The sequence below is a fragment of the Sulfurospirillum diekertiae genome, assembly GCF_002162315.1.
In the GTDB taxonomy this organism is placed as follows: domain Bacteria; phylum Campylobacterota; class Campylobacteria; order Campylobacterales; family Sulfurospirillaceae; genus Sulfurospirillum.
In genome coordinates, this window is sequence record NZ_CP021416.1 from 653,159 (window position 1) to 671,155 (window position 17,997).

Consider the following 17,997-nt stretch of genomic DNA (forward strand, 5'->3'; position numbering starts at 1 on the left):
TCAGTATAATTATAAAAAACCTACAAGGCCATAGAATGATTAATGTCTTGATGATAGAAGATGATACAGAATTCGCCGAAATTTTAAGTGAATATCTTGCGAAATACAATATTAAAATTACCAATTTTGAAGATCCTTATTTGGGTTTAAGTGCTGGGGTAAAAAAGTATGATTTGCTTATTTTAGATTTGACATTGCCGGGCATGGATGGACTTGAAGTTTGTAAAGAAATTGTTGCGCAATATGATATTCCTATCATTATCTCCTCAGCACGCAGCGATATTAGCGATAAAGTCATTGGTCTTCAAATCGGTGCGGATGATTATTTACCAAAACCGTATGACCCCAAAGAGATGTACGCACGCATTCAGAGCTTGATTCGCCGTTATAAAAAAAAGCTCAACGTTAGAAGAACAGCAAAGTCACAGTGTTTCTTGGTCGATGAAAAACGCCATGAAATCTCTTTTAAAGGAGAGGTTCTCAATCTCACTCCAGCAGAATATGAGATACTCTCGTATATGATTCGTCAAAATGGTTTTTCGATCTCCCGCGAACAGTTGGTGTATAACTGCAAATCGTTGAAAGATAAAGGCTCTAAAAGTTTAGATGTCATTATTGGTCGCTTGCGTACTAAAATTGGTGATGATTCTAAAAGCCCTGAGTACATTCACTCCGTACGAGGTATTGGGTATAAGCTTGTCGGATGATTAAAAACTCAATTCTTAATAAGATCAGTGCAATCTTTTTTCTCTCACTCTTTTTGCTTGCGATGTTTTTTGCTCTTTTGCTGGAACATCAAAGCGATAAAAATTTGGAGAATATGAAACAGCGCCAAATTCAATCGGTCAACTATCTTTTAGTCATGTATCGTAATAACGTTCAGCCTAAAGATATTGAGGAATATTTCAATAATTTTGGACTCAAAAAAGTTGCCAGTAAACATCTGCGTGATTCTGTCCTTGCCAATGGCGTAGTCATCTTCCAAAAACTTTCTCCCATTAGCCGTTTTTCTTCCATTGTGTACAATGACCGTTATTATCTTTTTATCGATAATTTTGAATCCAGTGTACTGTTAGAGAGTCAAGATTACAAAAATTTTAACGAAAGTTTATGGGTTGTTTTTGTCATTGCTTTACTCATTTTGCTTTATATGTACGTCTCTATTTTTAAAAGTATCGCACCGCTGAAAACTCTGAGTTCGCAAATACGAAAGTTTGCCAGTGGGGATTTGAGCATTGAATGCCAGAGTGAATCCAATGATGAAATCGGTGAAGTTGCCAATGAGTTTGATCGTGCTGTTAAAAAAATACGTGATCTTATCAATTCCAGACAACTTTTTTTACGAACGATTATGCATGAGCTCAAAACTCCGATTGGCAAAGGGCGTATTGTCGCTGAAATGCTTGAGGACGCTATTGCTAAAAAACGCCTCGTTAATGTGTTTGGCAGGCTTGATCTTTTGATTGCCGAATTTTCAAAGATCGAGCAGCTTACATCACAGCGATATGAACTCAATCTTAAAGAGTATTCGCTTTTACATGTAATCGATCAAGCCATTGATCTTTTGATGCTCGATGATCAAAAAAGAGAAGATCAGGTTCATGTCGAAGGCGATTTTGATTTTAAAGTGACTGTTGACTTTGAGCTCATGGCATTAGCGATTAAAAACTTGATGGATAATGCCATGAAGCATAGCCTCAATCATCGCGTTTTTGTAAAAAATAGTGGACAGAGGCTGATTATTGCCAATGAAGGCGAGCCTCTTAAAATGGCGATTGAAGAGTATTTTCAACCGTTTGTCTCTGGTTCTAAAGCCTGTGGTAGTGGATTAGGGCTTGGACTGTATATTGTCAAAAATATTGTGGAACAACATGGATTGGAAATAGCGTACGCATATGAAGAAGGCTATCATCACTTTAGTATTGATTTTTCAAAAGGATTTATCGCATGATGAGAGGGTTAGAGAAGTTTAATAAACTGGTTGATGCCTTTGAAAAACTTCCTACGGTTGGTCGCAAGTCGGCTATTAGATTTGCCTATCATTTGGTTCTAAATGACACTTTTTCTGCAATGAAACTTGCCAATGCCATTGAGAGTGCGATTCAGAGTATTCGAAAATGCGAACAGTGTGGGGCACTGAGTGAGCATGAAATTTGTGATATTTGCCTTGATGAAAGACGCGATAGTCAAAAGATCTGTATTGTAGAAAGCGCCAAAGATATTTTTGTGCTCGAGGAGCATAAACTGTTTGATGGACGTTATTTTGTTCTATGCGATTTGGAAGAAGAGACACTCAGTAAGCTTGAAGCGATGGTTCACGAAGATGTTAAGGAGATGATCTTTGCTTTGACACCTTCATTAGCGAGTGATGCACTTATTTTATTTATTGAAGATAAACTCAAAGCGCATGATCTGCATTTTACAAAAATTGCTCAAGGCGTACCAACAGGCGTGCACTTAGAAAATGTTGATATGCTCTCCTTATCTAAAGCTTTAGAATCACGTACAAAAATCTAAGTTCAATCTGTCTTTGTTTCATTGAAAAATTTATAATTATTTTTTCCTAATTGTTTGGCACTGTACATCGCTTTGTCTGCTTGCAAGATGAGTTCATCTGCATCAAGTGTATCGCAAGGGTAGAAACTGACGCCAAGGCTCGCAGAGATATAAAGATCAATCCCATTAACGACGATTACCTCTTGTATCTTTTCTAAAATCCTGACAAGAATGGTTTCGCACTCTTGTGGCTCTTTAAGATGGGTCAGTAGTGCTACGAATTCGTCGCCGCCTAAACGAGCGATGGTTTCATTTTGGCGAAGCAGTTTGGTAATGCGCTCAGCTACAATAATGAGTAACTCATCTCCAATACTATGGCCATATGTATCGTTCACTTCTTTAAAGCCATCAAGATCGATATATACAACGGCAAAATAAGTATGATAGCGCTGTGCTTCGGCAATAGCTTGATGGAGCCTATCCCAAAATAAAATACGATTGGGAAGAGAAGTTAGAACATCATGTTGGGCAAGGTGTTCTAATGCTTTTTCATGTTCTTTGATGGTGGATATATCAGTAAAAAGTGCTACAAAATGTTGAACTTCTCCTTCGCTGTCTTTAACGGCACTAATGTTTAACATTTCAGCAGTTAAGCTACCATCTTTACGACGGTTCCATATTTCCCCTTGCCAGTTGCCTTTTGTAAAAATACTGTGCCACATTTGTGTATAAAAACTGTTTTCATGTCTTCCTGATTTTAAGATGCGAGGGTTATGTCCAATGATCTCGGATGCTTCAAAACCAGAGTTCCGAATGAAAGCCTCATTCGCTTCAATAATTGTGCCTTGTGGATCGGTAATAATAATTCCCTCTTTTGCGTGGGTAAAAACGTTGGCTGCAAGTTGTACTTTGGAATCGCTGGTGCTTTTATCAATTGCAAGGGCAATAAATTGCACTTCATCTTCCACGAGTTTGATTTCTCTAGGCGTAAGATTTTGCTGTTGCAAAGAACAAATGATTAAAAGACCAAGAGGTTTTTTAAGTGCTGAAAAAATAGGATTTATCCAACATGTTTGGGTAGCATCGGATAAAAAACATTGAAACGCTTCATCTGCACACCAGTGTTGATTTTTTATGTCACTGAGCAAGATAGGTTCAGATTGAAGTTGCATGAGATGATTCAAAAATGGAGTGTTGTTATGTGACGTCTTTATCAGTGCCATACTCAGGTCTTGAAGCTCTTTGGATGTAGCACCAAGTGTTAGTTTTGTGATGGTTTCATCAAAGAGTAAAATACTGCATCCAATACGGTGGTGGTGTATGGATTCAATGCCTCCAATCATTACATGTAAAATGGTTGAGAGGGGTGAAGTGTTTACCATCATCTGTAAAATTTGTTTATGGTGTTGTTCGCATTCTTGGATGTACTTACGTTCGTCAATGTCTGCTAGCACACCAACAAGTCCTAGTTCTCTGCCTTTGTCGTCGTAAAAACGTTTGCCTGCGAGGTTTCCCCAAAAACTTGTACCATCCTTGCGACAATAGATCCGTTCTAAATCTACGGATGATATGCTACTACCAAGAAGTGATAGCATCTTAGTCCGGCCGATCTCTTTTTCGCTGGGATGGATGAGTTCAACATACTCTTTGCCAATGAGTTCCTCAAGAGGGTATAAAAACATTTCAGCCATGCGTCGATTGGCATGAATGATATAGCCTTCAAGGTTGACTAAGAAGATCGCAACACTAGAGGTATCCATGATTTGTTTGAAGAGGATTTCTTGTTTAGCAAGATTTTCATTGACTGCATCTAACTGCTTTTCTGTTTCTTTTCGCATAGTGATATCATGTATAATTGAAAAAAGAACTCTTTTCTTACCTAACGTAATAGGTGTTGAATAAACTTCAACATCTTTTATTTCATTGTTGGCAAGCTTGTGTTGAAAGGTAAAGTAGTTACGCTCTTCCATGAGAGCACGTTGTCGTTCTTGATGTACCTCATTGGGAGGGAGTGTATTAAATGAAGCAACAGACATTCCCACAAGATGATCTAGTGGATACCCATAGAACTGTGCTGCAGCTTTATTGGCGTTAATAATCTCTCCGCTGTGAGGATCAATGAGAAGCATAACGGAACTACTATCATCAAAAAATCGGTAGAGGGCATTATATGTGTTGTCTGATAAAAATAAAGTATCAAAAAATGTGCTAAACAGACTCATTGTACCCTCTGTTGAGAAATATAACATCTAAAATAATATTAGTGTAACATAAAATTTGTAATGTTTGGTTGTAGAATCGACAGCAGCTCAATAGATATATTTTAATAAAAATAGAAAATTAAAAAGAGAGGAGTTTAGCCCCTCTTTGCTTCCTCTACCATATGATCTAAAATCGTGAAGAGCTCTTTACTTTTTGTCTCGACAATTTTAAAATTATTTAGAATTTCCTCAGATTTTTCCACACAATTATTGTTTTTAATACAGGCTAAAGAGGCATATATTTTATCATGAACATTTTGATGCGGTGATGCAAGGAGCGCATAACTTGGGACATTTTCAAAGGCTTTTTTACCATCTCCATGTTCATACCATTTTCCTAACCTACACTGGTGATGATCACTAAATGTTGTTTTTTCTTCATTATGGAAAATTGAGTTGTACGCTTTAAGTTTGAAAATAATATGATCAAGCTTAGCAAGTTCAATGAAAATATCGTAAGAGATAAGAAGATTTTCTTGGCGTATGGCATCAGCATTGTCTGTAAGTTCACTTAAAGCTTGCCTGAAGAGATCAACTTGCGAAACAGTGTCTTTGACGTAAACTTCCGTACTTTCGCTACTTTCTACCATCGTTTCGGCATTTTGCTTCAAAATATTGATCGTGGCTTCTACTTCTGTAGTTGCTTTTTGGGTACGTTCTGCAAGTTTTCGAACTTCATCCGCAACAACCGCAAAGCCACGACCATGTTCCCCTGCACGCGCTGCCTCAATTGCAGCATTCAGTGCAAGAAGATTGGTTTGATCTGAAATATCTTTAATCAGGGCAATGACCTGTGCAATTTCATCGGTACTATGAGTGACGCTATCGGCATTTTTTCGCGTATCGTTAATCTTTTCAACGATGTGTTCCATTGCACTCATAATTTGATTGGTATTTTGATGTACATTTTTGACGACTAAAGAGGTTTTATCATTGAGTTGTAAAATATTTTGTAATGTTTCTATCGTTGTTTGCATCGTTTGTTGAATATCCGTACTTCCATGAATGGCTCCCTCACTCATTAAATCGGTTAATGAAATCATTAATTGTGAATGTGCCATATGTTGGTTAATTTCAGTGTGAGCCTCTTTAATCTTACTCTCTTCTATTTGAGCAAGATGAACAATTTGTTCAAATTTATCAAAAAGGCGATTAAAATTTTGGGACGTTTGAGCAATCTCATCTTGTGACTCTATGGGTAAACGGCTAGAGAGATCACCTTTTTCCGATGCCAATGTTGCGGCAATAGTCTTAAGTCGGTTGATATTTTTAAGAATAATGGTATTGGTAACGCCTAAGGCAGTGAGCAAAATAATAATACCAATTAAAGCAGTCAATGCCATTGTCATAAAACCCTTTTGAAGGGCACTCTTTGAAATATTTTCATCGGCTTCTGCTTGTTGATTTGCCATAATCACTAGCTGATCAATATATTGACGGTGTATGTCATAGTATTTTTGTAGCTCACCTGATAGCAACGTTCGTGCTTCTTCCATATTGCCTTTTTCAATCGCAGGAATAAATTTTTTTTCAGTAAGGTCAAAATAACTAAATGCCGAGCTTTTAATCTCATTTAAAACCAATTTTTTCATACTTGGTTCAAGATTGCTCTGATCCCAATAACTTTGGCGATCGGTAAAATCTTTTTTAAGGGCATCTAGCTTGGCTTTAAGGGAAATAATTTGTTCGGGTGTACTGTTTAGGAGCTCATACGTAACAAGGCGAGTTTCAAGGATATATTCTGGCGGTGGGAGAATATCGGCTAAAAGATCTTTTGAAAGAATAATATTCTCATAGATATTTCCTTTAATTTGTACCGTTTGAATCGTAATAAAAGAGACACCAATAACAAGTATCACCACAAAGGAGCTAATGAATGCAGAAATAATTAATCGTAGTTTGATAGTCATGAAGAGCCTTTTGTAAAAATTCATATAGAATAAACAAAGCCATAAAAATAATATGCATAAATTATTCCTTATAAAGATAAACTAAAATTTTATTTATATTTCTAAATAGCAATTTTTTAGAATGTCAAAAGTAGAGCACTATCTGTTGAAAGTGTTTATTTGCAAATGAGAAAGGAAGTTTACATGTAAACTTCCTAGAGATTTTTTAATGTGCGTATTTCTTGCGGAGTTCTTTTTTATTAACTTTTCCTATGCTTGTTTTGTCGATGCTTTCTACAAATTTTATTTTTAAAAGCATACTTTCACGCGCCATAATGCCTTTTTTAATAAACTCTTTAGCATGAAGAAGCAGCTCTTTTTCACTGATGACTTTACTTGGGTCGATGACCACAAGCGCAAGAGGTCGTTCTCCCCATTTTTCATCGTCAATCCCAATAACAGCAACCTCTTTCACAAAAGCATGTTGGTTAATAATATCTTCAAGCTCCAAAGAAGAGACCCACTCGCCTCCAACTTTGATAATATCTTTGACACGATCAGTGATTTTGATATAGCCCTTTTCATCGACATTGGCCATATCTCCTGTGTGTAAATAACCACCATTCCAAAGGATTTCAGAGTTTTTTTGATCTTTAAAGTAGCCTTGACTCAGCCAAGGAGAACGCACAACGATTTCACCGGTGCTCACACCATCACGAGGAAGCGGTTGCATCTGTTCATTCACGATTTGCATTTCCACAAGACCCATTGGGCGACCCGTTTTGATGCGAATATCACTTTGGGCATCATCGTCTAGCGCTAACATTTCTGGGGTGAGTTGCGCCACACTTAAAATAGGGCAGGTTTCACTCATGCCATAGCCTGTGAACATATCAATGCCTCTTGAAAGTGCCTCTTTGCACATCGCTTTGGGAAGCGATGCTCCTCCGATCATGACTTTCCATCCTTTGAGATTCACTTCATTAATTTTAGGTGAATTAAAAAGCATGTGCATAATTGTGGGAACACAGTGCGAAAAGGTGACGCCTTCTTTGTCAATTAGTTCCAAAAGCATGTCAGGCATGTAACGTCCCGGATAGACTTGCTTAACGCCTAACATGGTTGCGACATAAGGCAGTCCCCACGCATGGACATGAAACATTGGGGTAATCGGCATATACACATCACCTTGATGAAAGCTACCTTGTTTTGGCGCACTCCCCAGTGTAGAAAGGGCACCTAGCGTATGAAGGACAAGCTGGCGATGAGTAAAGTAAACACCTTTGGGAAGCCCCGTTGTTCCAGTTGTATAAAACGTTGTTGCACGGGTGTTTTCATCAAAGTCTGGGAAATCAAATGTATCAGCACTTTGCGCAAGCAGTTGTTCGTATTCACCCTTTACATGTAAAGAGGTTGGGGGGACTTTTCCATCATCCGAGAGAACAATAAAAGCATCAATATCGAGTCTTCCTTTAATCTGCTCTAAGGTGGGGAGAAAATCTGTATGTGCCAAAATAATATCATCTTCAGCGTGATCAATTGTATAAAGAATTTGCTCAGGGGCTAGTCTAATATTGATGGTATGAAGGATAGCTCCTAACATTGGAATTGCAAAATAGCATTCCAAATAACGATGCGAGTCATAGTCCATAACAGCGACGGTATCACCTGCTTTTACCCCTATGGCGGTTAACATATTGGCCAGTCGGTGAACGCGGTTTTTAAAGGTTGCATAGGTAAAGCGTTTATCGCTACGATAGACAATTTCTTGGTTCGGATCAAAATAGATAGGAGCATTTAGAATATTTTTTATCAGTAGTTGATAATCATGTGCGTAAGGGTTATTGAGTGTTTTTTCGAGCTGCACGAGCTCTCCTTTAGTAAGATTTAGATGTCAAAAGCAGGGCGCATCAATGATTCGATCATTTTAACGTCGTAATGTTGAGAGAAGAAAAGGTTAAAGGCAAATACGCCTTGATAAAGAAGCATCTCTTTACCATCTTTACATGTAAGGCCATAATTCTTTGCAAGTTCTAAAAAGGGCGTTGGCTTATTATAAATAACGTCAAATACATATTTTGAATGTGCAAAAATATTTTTTAAGAGTTCTGGTTCACAAGGGTACTCTTCATCTTTAAGACCTGCCGAAGTGGTATTGATAATAAGATCATAGGGCAGGGAAGTGAATGTTTGCCATGTTTTACATGTAAAGCCTTTAGCTTCAAAAAAAGCAAGTCTGGAAGCAGAGCGGTTGAGGATCGTTGTCTCAATCTCATGTGCTTTTAAAATAATAGCAATGGCTTTAGCCGTTCCACCTGCACCTAAAATCAGGGCATTGCGAATATAGCCAAAGGGTTTGATTGCCTCATAAAATCCTTCTGCATCGGTGTTGTATCCAATGACACGGGTACCTTCTCGCACAAGTGTATTGACTGCACCAATCTCTTTTGCAATACCCCGCACTTCATCACATTGTGCAAAAGCTGTCTCTTTATGAGGAACAGTGACATTTGCCCCTTCTAGTTTCATCGCATGAAACGTTGACACAAGTTTTTCGGGGTCAGTAATGGCTTTGCGAATATAACAGCCATCAAGTTTTAAAGCTTGAAGTACAGTGTTATGCAATCTTGGGGAAATAGAGTGTGCAACAGGATAACCAAAAATACTAAAGAGTAACATACTAGGTGTTACTCTTTCAAATCATCAAGAGAGCTTGTCATTGCGCCTAATTTATTGGTCACTTCGAGGTATTCAAGTTCAGGCTTGCTATCAGCTACAATGCCACCACCCGCTTGGAAAATAATCTTTTCATCATCCAAATAGGCTGTGCGAATCATAATACAGCTGTCCATATTGCCATCAAACCCAAAATAACCTGCTGCCCCACTGTAAAAGCTACGTTTTAAACCTTCAAAATCACTAATCAGCTCCATTGCACGAATTTTAGGTGTTCCTGTCATCGTCCCTGCGGTAAAGGTTGCGGCAAAAAGATCGAACATATCATATTTGACATCAAGGATCGCTTCAATATCGGTGACCATATGCATGACATGCGAGTAGCGCTCCACTCGCATCATCTCTTTGACTTTGACGCTGCCGACTTTGGCAACACGGCCAAGATCATTACGACCAAGGTCAATGAGCATCAAATGTTCTGCACGTTCTTTTTCATCGTTGAGCATTTCTTTTTCGTAGGCGATATCTTTTTCATACGTTGAGCCTCGCTTACGAGTGCCTGCAATGGGGCGTAACGTGATGCGTCCATCTTTGAGTCCAACCATGACTTCAGGAGAACTGCCGATGATGGCAAAGTTTGGATACGAGAGATAAAACATATAGGGCGATGGGTTCTTTTGACGTAAAATTCGGTAAAAGCTAAGACGATCAATATGTGCGTATTGCGTAAAGCGATTGGACATCAAAATTTGAAAAACATCGCCACTGCGTATCATCTCTTTGGCTTGTGCGACCATATCAAAAAAGTGCTCTTTTGAGAGCGCAAATGAGCTTTTGTTTTTATCAACAACCGCTGTTTGAATTGGAATGTGAATATGAGGTTCTTTAAGCGTTGCTTCGATGGAATCCAGTTGGTCAGCAATGCTTGGAACAAATGTTGTTAAAATAAGGGTATTAGTTTTATGTGAAAAGGTACAAACGAGTTTTGGACGCATTAAATCGACTTCTGGAATATGAAGCTCATCTTTAAGCCCATCCATGTGAGATCTTAATCGTGGTTCAAAAATCTTGACGGCATCATATCCAATGTAGCCGATAAAGCCATCCACAAAACCAATACCAAGCTCTTTAGCATAGTTTTGATAGAGCGTTTTATCAAGCTCTGCATAGCGTTTTTTCAAAAAAGTAAAAGGATTGGCTCCTAGATTATGCGAAACACCTTCTTCATCAATATGGATGCTCATATCGTCTTGGTGAATCACACGCTCGCGTACACCGATAAAAAGAAAGCTAAAGTCACCATCGTTATTGTTGATAGCACTTTCAAACAAAAAACAGAGCTCACCTTCAAAATATCGCTGCAATTTTGCAAAGATTGTGATGGGGGTGAGCTGATCAAAAAGAATTTTACGAGAGCTTAGCACCTTATTTTACCCTATAAATGAATGCGTTTTTATTGACACTAGAACGAATAAGGCTAAGTGCATTTTCAGCTTCAGCAGACGTTGCATAAGGTCCAATAAGAAGTTTAACCACTTTATTGCCATTGACGACAGTTGCATATGTCTTGCAATCAAACCCTTTTGATTTGATGTCATTGAGTTGTTTTGCATCAGGAGCTGTCGCAACCGCACCGACTTGAACATAAATACCAGGAGAAACCGTACCACTACCGCTTGTTGTAGAAGGTGTACTTGCAGGTGTTACTTCGGTACTACGGAGCATTTGCTGAGGCTTAGCAGCTTCTTTCTTAGGCTCTTCTTTCACTTTGGCAGGAGCTGGCTCTTTGACAGGTGTCGTAGCAGTAGGCGTTGTGGTTGTTGTCTCTTTAGTTTTAACGTCACTACCTTTTGCGTCTTCTTGCTTTTGCGCTTCTTTATCTTTAAGGGTTTTGATCATATCTTCAAAACTCTCTTTTTTAGGGTTTTCCTCAATAATTGGCACTTGTTTAAAGAGCTGGTCATCTTTAGGAATTTGTGTCTCTTGCGTTGGTTCAGGTGGCAAAATTAGCTTAGAAGTGTCTTTCCCTTGATCTTTGTTTGCTACTTTCATACTTGCAAGTGCGACAAGAAATACAAGAATCAAAAAAGCAACCAAAATAAGGATACGTTTCATCTTAACGGTTTTATTGTCTCCTTTTTCTAAGACAATATCACTTAATTCATTTCTATTTTCCATCGGTTCTCCTTAGAATGATGTTGACTACATATGCTTCGACCAAGAAGCGCCTCGCTCTTTTTGGTACAAGTCATAAGGCAGTGCCAAAATATTAAACTCTTTTGGAAGCTCCTGAGTTGGGAACATTCTCCACTCGCGGGGAAGCTTCTGAGAGAGCTTTGCTGAAAGCATTTTAGCGATCTGATACCCCTCTTGCAAGGTAGTATGACCTTTATGAACATACAGATGTAGATGACCCTCTGTTTTACTTTTATAGGCTGTAAAATTGATGAATCCCTCTTCTCTAAGCAAAAGTTGTGCCCTATGCCAAAATCTCTCGGTATTTCTTCCATTATAGTCAAAAACAATGTTTTCAACTTTGTCAAAGTTATTAATCAGCGAATGGGCAACTGTGATTTTTCCATCAAGATGGTCTTTAATGATACTATTGTTCAAAGGCTGATCAATTCGCTCATATTTATCAAAAAAGACTCTCCCTCCAAAATCGATTTTTTGGACAATAGCATCACGCTTAATCCAATAGTGGTCGGTAATCATTTTGATGAGAGAGACGTCAATGTTGTACATAATTTCCCTTAGTAGGTTGGTCTGTCATAAATAATAAAATTACTTGCTAATGCTTTCATCTCAGCTTTGATCTTTACATGTAAAGCTTCATCGTTGATATTATCGAGTACATCGGCAATTTTGTTCGCAATGATTTCAAACTCTTTTTCTTTCATACCGCGTGCGGTAAGAGCAGGGGATCCGATACGAACACCACTGGTGACAAATGGGCTTCTTGTCTCGCCAGGAACCGTGTTTTTATTAACGGTAATACCTGCGCGACCCAGTGCTAAGTCCGCCTCTTTACCGCTAAATTCTTTGTTTAAGAACGAAACGAGCACGAGATGATTATCAGTGCCGCCACTGACGATATCATAACCTCTTTTAATCAGCACATCGGCTAAAACTTTTGCATTAGCACGAACTTGTTTTGCATATGTTTTCCATTCAGGTTTTAGGTTTTCAGCGAAACCAACGGCTTTGGCTGCAATCACATGTACCAATGGACCACCTTGGATACCAGGGAAGATGGCGCTATTAATTTTCTTAGCGATCTCTTCATCATTAGTGAGGATAATTCCACCACGAGGTCCGCGAAGCGTTTTATGCGTTGTGGATGTTACAACATGGCAGTGTGGGAATGGACTTGGATGTTCACCTCCCGCAACTAAACCAGCAACGTGTGCGATATCTGCGAAAAGATACGCACCCACTTCGTCTGCAATTTCTCTAAATTTAGCAAAATCAAGTTCTCTTGGGTAGGCACTTGCACCACACACGATTATTTTAGGTTTAACAATATGAGCAATTTCTCTTACTTTATCATAGTTAATGCGACCATCAAGTTCAACGCCGTAAAAGAAACTGGAGTACGTTTTACCTGAACTGCTTACTTTGGCGCCGTGGGTTAAGTGACCGCCGTGGCTTAGATCCATACCTAAAATTTTATCAAAAGGATTCAACAGTGCTTGGTATACACCTTGATTGGCTTGGCTACCTGAGTTTGGTTGGACATTCGCATACGTACAGCCAAAAAGTTTGCACACACGATCAATTGCAAGTTGTTCAACAGCATCAGCAAATTCACAACCACCGTAGTAGCGCTTACCAGGGTAACCTTCTGCGTATTTGTTTGTGAAAACACTGCCCATTGCTTCCATAACCGCAGGATAGGTAAAATTCTCACTGGCGATCATTTCTAAATGATCACATTGGCGATTTAACTCTTTTACGGTTAGATCGTAAACAACAGGGTCAACAGTTTTTAAAATACTCATTTTTATTCCTCGTCTTTTTGTGTTTGTTCATCAGCGTCACCAAGGGGTTTCATTGCTGGGAACAGAATAACATCTTTAATCGATAACTCATTAGTGAGTAACATCGTTAAACGATCAATTCCTAGCCCTTGCCCTGCAGTTGGTGGTAATCCATAGCCTAGAGCATAGACATAATCTTCATCCATCTCGTGGGCTTCATCGTCGCCTGCATTCTTAGCCTGCAACTGTTTTGCAAAGCGTTCGTATTGATCGATAGGATCATTAAGTTCATTAAATCCATTGGCGATCTCACGCCCGGCAATGAAGAGTTCAAAGCGTTCTGCAATGTTTGGATTGATTTCACTTCTACGTGCAAGTGGGCTGATTTCAATTGGATAATCAATGATAAAGGTTGGATTGATGAGTTTTTCTTCAACAAAAAGATCAAAAAGTTCTTCATAGAGTTTGCCAAGGTTTAAATTAGCATCAACACTCAAACCTTTATCTGTAATATATTTTGTTATTTGAGCACAATCATCAAGAATTTCATCTGGAACGCCACCGATTTCACTCAGCGCTGCTCTAAAAGCAATTTTTTGGAATGGTTTTGAAAAATCAATTTCCAAATCTCCATAAGGAAGTTTGCGTGGAAGTTTAAGTTTCTTTAACAACACATCAAACATCTCTTCGGTGAGGCGCATTAAATCATGGTAATTATGGTATGCCCAGTAAAATTCGATCATGGTAAATTCAGGATTGTGTGTTTGATCCATACCTTCATTTCTGAAGTTACGGTTGATTTCAAAGACTGACTCAAAACCACCGACGACAAGGCGTTTGAGGTAAAGTTCTGGTGCAATTCTTAGGTAGCGATCAACCCCTAAGGCATTGTGGCGCGTGATGAATGGTTTTGCATTCGCTCCGCCTGCGATTGGGTGCATCATGGGAGTTTCAACTTCTAGAAAGTCACGTTCTTCAAAGAAATGACGAATTTCACTGACAATTTTACTTCTGATTTTAAAAGTTTTTCGTACATCAGGGTTCATAATCATGTCAAGGTAGCGTTTGCGATAACGTAACTCTTTATCTTGGAGACCATGAAACTTTTCAGGAAGAGGTACAATTGATTTGGTTGCGACTTCCAATGTCTTTACATGTAAAGAAAGTTCACCTGTTTTTGTCACAAAAGGGAAACCTGTGACACTGATAATATCACCGACTTCAACAAGTTTTTTAGCTTCATCAAACCATGCATCACCAATAGACTCGCGACTGAAATAGATTTGAAGAACACCTTGCTCATCTTCGATTTTTGCAAAGGCAGCTTTTCCCATATGGCGTAGAAATTTGATACGTCCTACAACCGTGTTGTTCTTGTTCTCATCGCGTTTGAGTTCACTCTCTGCAACATATTCGTAGCACTCTAAAAACTCTTTGGTGCTCGTATCTTTGATAATATTATGCCTGTAAGGGTTATGACCAAGGGCATGTAGCGCCTTTCCCTTTTCGATGCGTTGTTGTTGGTATTGGTCTTGAAATATCAAAATATCGTCCTCTTTTCTAATGTTTACTATTTTTGGCGCACTCTTTGCAAAGGCCACGCAGTTGCATTAAATGGCTGGTAATGGTGAAATGGTTTGCTTGCGCAATTTCAAGTTGTAGTTGTTCGATTTTATCATTTTGAAATTCGATAATAAGTCCGCAGTTTTTGCAGATCATATGATCATGATGAGGTTTATTGGCAAGTTCAAACTTTTTACCGGCAACACCAAATGAGATCGATGTGACCATGAGAGATTCTTCAAGCAGGTTCAGTGTACGATAGACCGTAGCAATCCCAATATTAAGCTCTGGATACGTGCTGCGAAGAAAAATATAGAGATCTTCTGGCGTAAAGTGCTCATCTTTTTCATAGAGTGTTTTTAAAACGACTTCGCGTTGCTTGGTAAATTTTAAACTATTATTTTTCAATAACTCTTTAAAGTTTGAGAGTAAGGAGTTATATTCAAGATTTTCAAACGTACTCATCATGACCTCTTTTAAGGGTTAGTTTTCTCTTTAGGTTGCAAATTCTCAAACATGGTGTTGGTATCAAGTTTGACAATGTATTTGCCAGTCTCTAAAAAGAGTGGAAACATCATGCTGTTAGCAACGTAGGGTTCGATTCTTGATTTAATGAACTCAATATTGGTTAATGTGACTGCCAAAACAGAAAAAACTAAAAATAATTTTCATACTGCCTATGGCAAAACCAGCCAATTTATCAAACATACTAAGTCCACTTAGGCTCAAGGCTTGCGCGATAAGATATCCTAAAAAAATACACGTAATCCAAAAAACAATCAAAACGGCAATAAATCCAAAAAGATATAAGGATGCTTGATTGTTAAATACAAAAATATGATCACTGATCATTTTACCTGCTTCATGTGCATAACGCGAAGCAAAGTAGATACCACCAATAATACCTAAGAGACCAAATACCTCTTTTACAAATCCATTAATAATGCCTTTAATTCCCAATATTAGCACTAAGGCAAGAGATATAAGGTCAAACATCGAAAAATTTGCCATTTAATGTGCGCTCCTAAAACAATTTTTACCACTTTTTTTGGCTTCGTAGAGCGCTTTGTCTGCTGTATCCAAAAGATCGTCGGCACTCATCGTGCGTTTATGAGAACAAATGCCTGCACTCAGCGTTAGATGGATATCATGATTTTTATAAAGTAATTTGCTATCGCTTGTCTCTTTAATAATGCGATCAACGATTTTTGTTGCTTCCTCAAAAGAGGTTCGGTTCAAAATAACGACAAATTCCTCACCACCGTATCGATAGATACGTGTTCCGCGTCTAAGTGAATTTTGAATCAGCTTGGATAGAAAAATTAAGGTTTTATCGCCTGCAATATGGCCAAAGGAGTCATTGATTTGTTTAAAATCGTCGGCATCGAACATGACAAGATGCATATCCATATCTCTATCTCTACCAACACTCAGTAGCTCTTCTAAGTCTTTAACAAGAACTCTTCTGTTGTGGGCTTTTGTTAGAGGGTCAATATTGGATTCACGTTCTAAGCGTTCTACTTCTAATTTGAGTTTAGCAATTGTTTCATCGGCAGCTTGAAGTTCATGTAATATCTTACCTTGAAAGTTATCAAAAGCCTGTAGAACTTGATGTGTATCAACACTCTCATAATCTTTTTTGATATTGTCAATATTGATAGATGTTTCATCTGAAATAAATTTAAGGTTATCATTTGTTTTTACAAACTCTTCTAACCCTTTTTTCATTAAACCAAAGCAGGTTTCACTTACCATCTCTTCTTGTTGGGCATTGGAAAAAAGGTAACTATGTTTTTTTGTAAGATCCATCAACTCTGTATCACCGCTTTTTTGCAGTGTCTCAACAAACGTATCGTGATAATATTTTGGATAAGGGGGAATGTTTAAACTCTTAAGCTTTGCAAATGTCTCTTCTGCAAGCTGAAAAACCATTTCTGCGATATGATTATTGTTGTTCATTTCCATAGGTGCCTTTTTACCCATTTTATTTTAGAGTTTTTAATGCTTTAGTATAGCTTGAATAAGCTGTAATATTAGTAAAATTACTTATTACATCCCCATATTATTGAGAAGTTCTTGTGGCTGGGTAGAGTAACGGATGGCATCATCTTTAGTAATAAGATTGGCTCTAAGGCTTTTCATCATTGCTTGTGTTTGAGTAATCATGCCTGTTTTTTGTTGGTTAAGTTGCATTTGCGAATAAATCTGATGAATTTTATTTTCACGAATTAAGTTGGCAATAGCTGAATTATTAATCATAACTTCATGGATAGCAACTCTTCCTCCTCCTACTTTAGGGAGCAAACTTTGTGAAATGACAGCATATAGGGATGTTGCAAGCATATTACGTACTTGTACTTGTTCAGCTCCTTCAAAACTATCAACAATTCTATTGATGGTTTGGACTGCTGAATTGGTATGCAGTGTCCCTAAAACCAAGTGTCCTGTTTCAGCAGCCGTAATGGCCGTACTGATAGTTTCTTGGTCACGCATCTCACCCACGAGGATAATATCAGGATCTTCACGGAGTGAAAATTTGAGCGCTCTACCAAAACTTTTGGTATCTTCACCCACATTTCGGTGTGAAAAAAGACATTTTTTATTGGTATGAATAAATTCGACAGGATCTTCGATAGTAATAACATGGCGATGTTCAAAGAGGTTAACTTCATTTAAAAGAGCGGCCAGTGTCGTTGATTTACCACTTCCTGTAGGTCCAGTGACAAGAATAAGTCCTTTTTCTCGCTGAACAAGCTCTTTAAAAACAATGGGAGCATTTAAATCATCTAAGGATGGAATATCAATAGGAATAATCCTAAATGCTGCGGCAAGTTCACTATTGATCGTGTAATAATAGTTTGCACGAAAACGGCCAATATCAGGGAACATGATTGCAAAATCAAGCTCTTTTTCTTCTTCAAGTTTTTTCTTTTGCTTATCGGTAATAAGAGTATAACAGAGTTCTTCAATGGTTGTACCATTTAGTTTTTCCATATCAAGAGGAACAAGTTTTCCATCAATTCTAATTTGTGGTTCGCTACGCCCAACAAGATGTAAATCTGATGCTTTATAGGCTACCACGTTTTTTAATAATGCTTTGATATTGAGTGAACTCATTTTCAATTCCCCTTC

At 38.2% G+C, this 17,997-nt stretch carries 16 protein-coding genes; 3 read left to right on the forward strand and 13 right to left on the reverse strand.

Features of this window, described 5'->3' with window-relative positions; genetic code table 11:
• The first annotated feature begins 35 nt into the window (after positions 1 to 35).
• Genes Sdiek1_RS03365 through recR form a run of 3 tightly spaced genes read left to right on the forward strand, consistent with a single transcriptional unit; the run spans position 36 to position 2,517 of the window.
• Complete coding sequence (locus Sdiek1_RS03365) at positions 36 to 707, forward strand: response regulator transcription factor (RefSeq protein ID WP_087437895.1); 672 nt, start codon at positions 36 to 38, stop codon at positions 705 to 707.
• Positions 704 to 1,951 carry an ArsS family sensor histidine kinase gene (locus tag Sdiek1_RS03370; protein ID WP_087437896.1) on the forward strand — a complete coding sequence of 416 codons (1,248 nt, stop codon included), beginning with the start codon at positions 704 to 706 and terminating at the stop codon, positions 1,949 to 1,951. Before Sdiek1_RS03365 ends, Sdiek1_RS03370 begins: the two co-directional genes overlap by 4 nt.
• On the forward strand, positions 1,948 to 2,517 hold the full coding sequence (recR, locus tag Sdiek1_RS03375) for a recombination mediator RecR (protein WP_087437897.1): 570 nt from the start codon (positions 1,948 to 1,950) through the stop codon (positions 2,515 to 2,517). Before Sdiek1_RS03370 ends, recR begins: the two co-directional genes overlap by 4 nt.
• Positions 2,518 to 2,519: 2 nt before the next feature.
• On the opposite strand, the gene Sdiek1_RS03380 is transcribed toward recR, so the two are convergent.
• From Sdiek1_RS03380 to Sdiek1_RS03440, 13 genes are all read right to left on the reverse strand, one after another.
• The gene (locus Sdiek1_RS03380) at positions 2,520 to 4,718 is read right to left on the reverse strand and encodes a sensor domain-containing protein (RefSeq protein WP_161491976.1); all 2,199 of its coding nucleotides are present in this window, start codon (positions 4,716 to 4,718) and stop codon (positions 2,520 to 2,522) included.
• A 134-nt stretch (positions 4,719 to 4,852) separates the two neighbouring features.
• Positions 4,853 to 6,667, reverse strand: coding sequence for a methyl-accepting chemotaxis protein (locus Sdiek1_RS03385; protein WP_161491977.1), 1,815 nt, complete (start codon positions 6,665 to 6,667; stop codon positions 4,853 to 4,855).
• 205 nt (positions 6,668 to 6,872) lie between these two features.
• A complete protein-coding gene (locus Sdiek1_RS03390; RefSeq protein WP_087437900.1) occupies positions 6,873 to 8,513 on the reverse strand; it encodes a fatty acid--CoA ligase in 1,641 nt (546 codons plus the stop codon).
• Positions 8,514 to 8,533: 20 nt separating this feature from the next.
• A complete protein-coding gene (locus Sdiek1_RS03395) occupies positions 8,534 to 9,325 on the reverse strand; it encodes a shikimate dehydrogenase (protein WP_087437901.1) in 792 nt (263 codons plus the stop codon).
• Positions 9,326 to 9,333: 8 nt separating this feature from the next.
• Positions 9,334 to 10,746 carry an anthranilate synthase component I family protein gene (locus Sdiek1_RS03400; protein WP_087437902.1) on the reverse strand — a complete coding sequence of 471 codons (1,413 nt, stop codon included), beginning with the start codon at positions 10,744 to 10,746 and terminating at the stop codon, positions 9,334 to 9,336.
• Between the two features lies 1 nt (position 10,747).
• Positions 10,748 to 11,500 (reverse strand): SPOR domain-containing protein, encoded by a 753-nt coding sequence (locus tag Sdiek1_RS03405; RefSeq protein ID WP_087437903.1) that lies wholly within the window; start codon positions 11,498 to 11,500, stop codon positions 10,748 to 10,750.
• A 24-nt stretch (positions 11,501 to 11,524) separates the two neighbouring features.
• On the reverse strand, positions 11,525 to 12,067 hold the full coding sequence (locus Sdiek1_RS03410) for a DUF1882 domain-containing protein (protein ID WP_087437904.1): 543 nt from the start codon (positions 12,065 to 12,067) through the stop codon (positions 11,525 to 11,527).
• 8 nt (positions 12,068 to 12,075) lie between these two features.
• Positions 12,076 to 13,323 carry a serine hydroxymethyltransferase gene (locus tag Sdiek1_RS03415; RefSeq protein WP_087437905.1) on the reverse strand — a complete coding sequence of 416 codons (1,248 nt, stop codon included), beginning with the start codon at positions 13,321 to 13,323 and terminating at the stop codon, positions 12,076 to 12,078.
• Positions 13,324 to 13,325: 2 nt separating this feature from the next.
• Entirely contained in the window at positions 13,326 to 14,846 is a 1,521-nt protein-coding gene (gene lysS / locus Sdiek1_RS03420; protein WP_087437906.1) for a lysine--tRNA ligase, read from the reverse strand.
• Positions 14,847 to 14,862: 16 nt separating this feature from the next.
• The gene (locus Sdiek1_RS03425) at positions 14,863 to 15,330 is read right to left on the reverse strand and encodes a Fur family transcriptional regulator (protein ID WP_087437907.1); all 468 of its coding nucleotides are present in this window, start codon (positions 15,328 to 15,330) and stop codon (positions 14,863 to 14,865) included.
• 153 nt (positions 15,331 to 15,483) lie between these two features.
• Positions 15,484 to 15,876 carry a CvpA family protein gene (locus tag Sdiek1_RS03430; RefSeq protein ID WP_238099126.1) on the reverse strand — a complete coding sequence of 131 codons (393 nt, stop codon included), beginning with the start codon at positions 15,874 to 15,876 and terminating at the stop codon, positions 15,484 to 15,486.
• Positions 15,877 to 16,824 (reverse strand): GGDEF domain-containing protein, encoded by a 948-nt coding sequence (locus Sdiek1_RS03435; RefSeq protein WP_087439812.1) that lies wholly within the window; start codon positions 16,822 to 16,824, stop codon positions 15,877 to 15,879. It lies immediately after the preceding gene.
• 90 nt (positions 16,825 to 16,914) lie between these two features.
• Complete coding sequence (locus Sdiek1_RS03440) at positions 16,915 to 17,982, reverse strand: type IV pilus twitching motility protein PilT (RefSeq protein WP_087437908.1); 1,068 nt, start codon at positions 17,980 to 17,982, stop codon at positions 16,915 to 16,917.
• Positions 17,983 to 17,997: the final 15 nt, after the last annotated feature.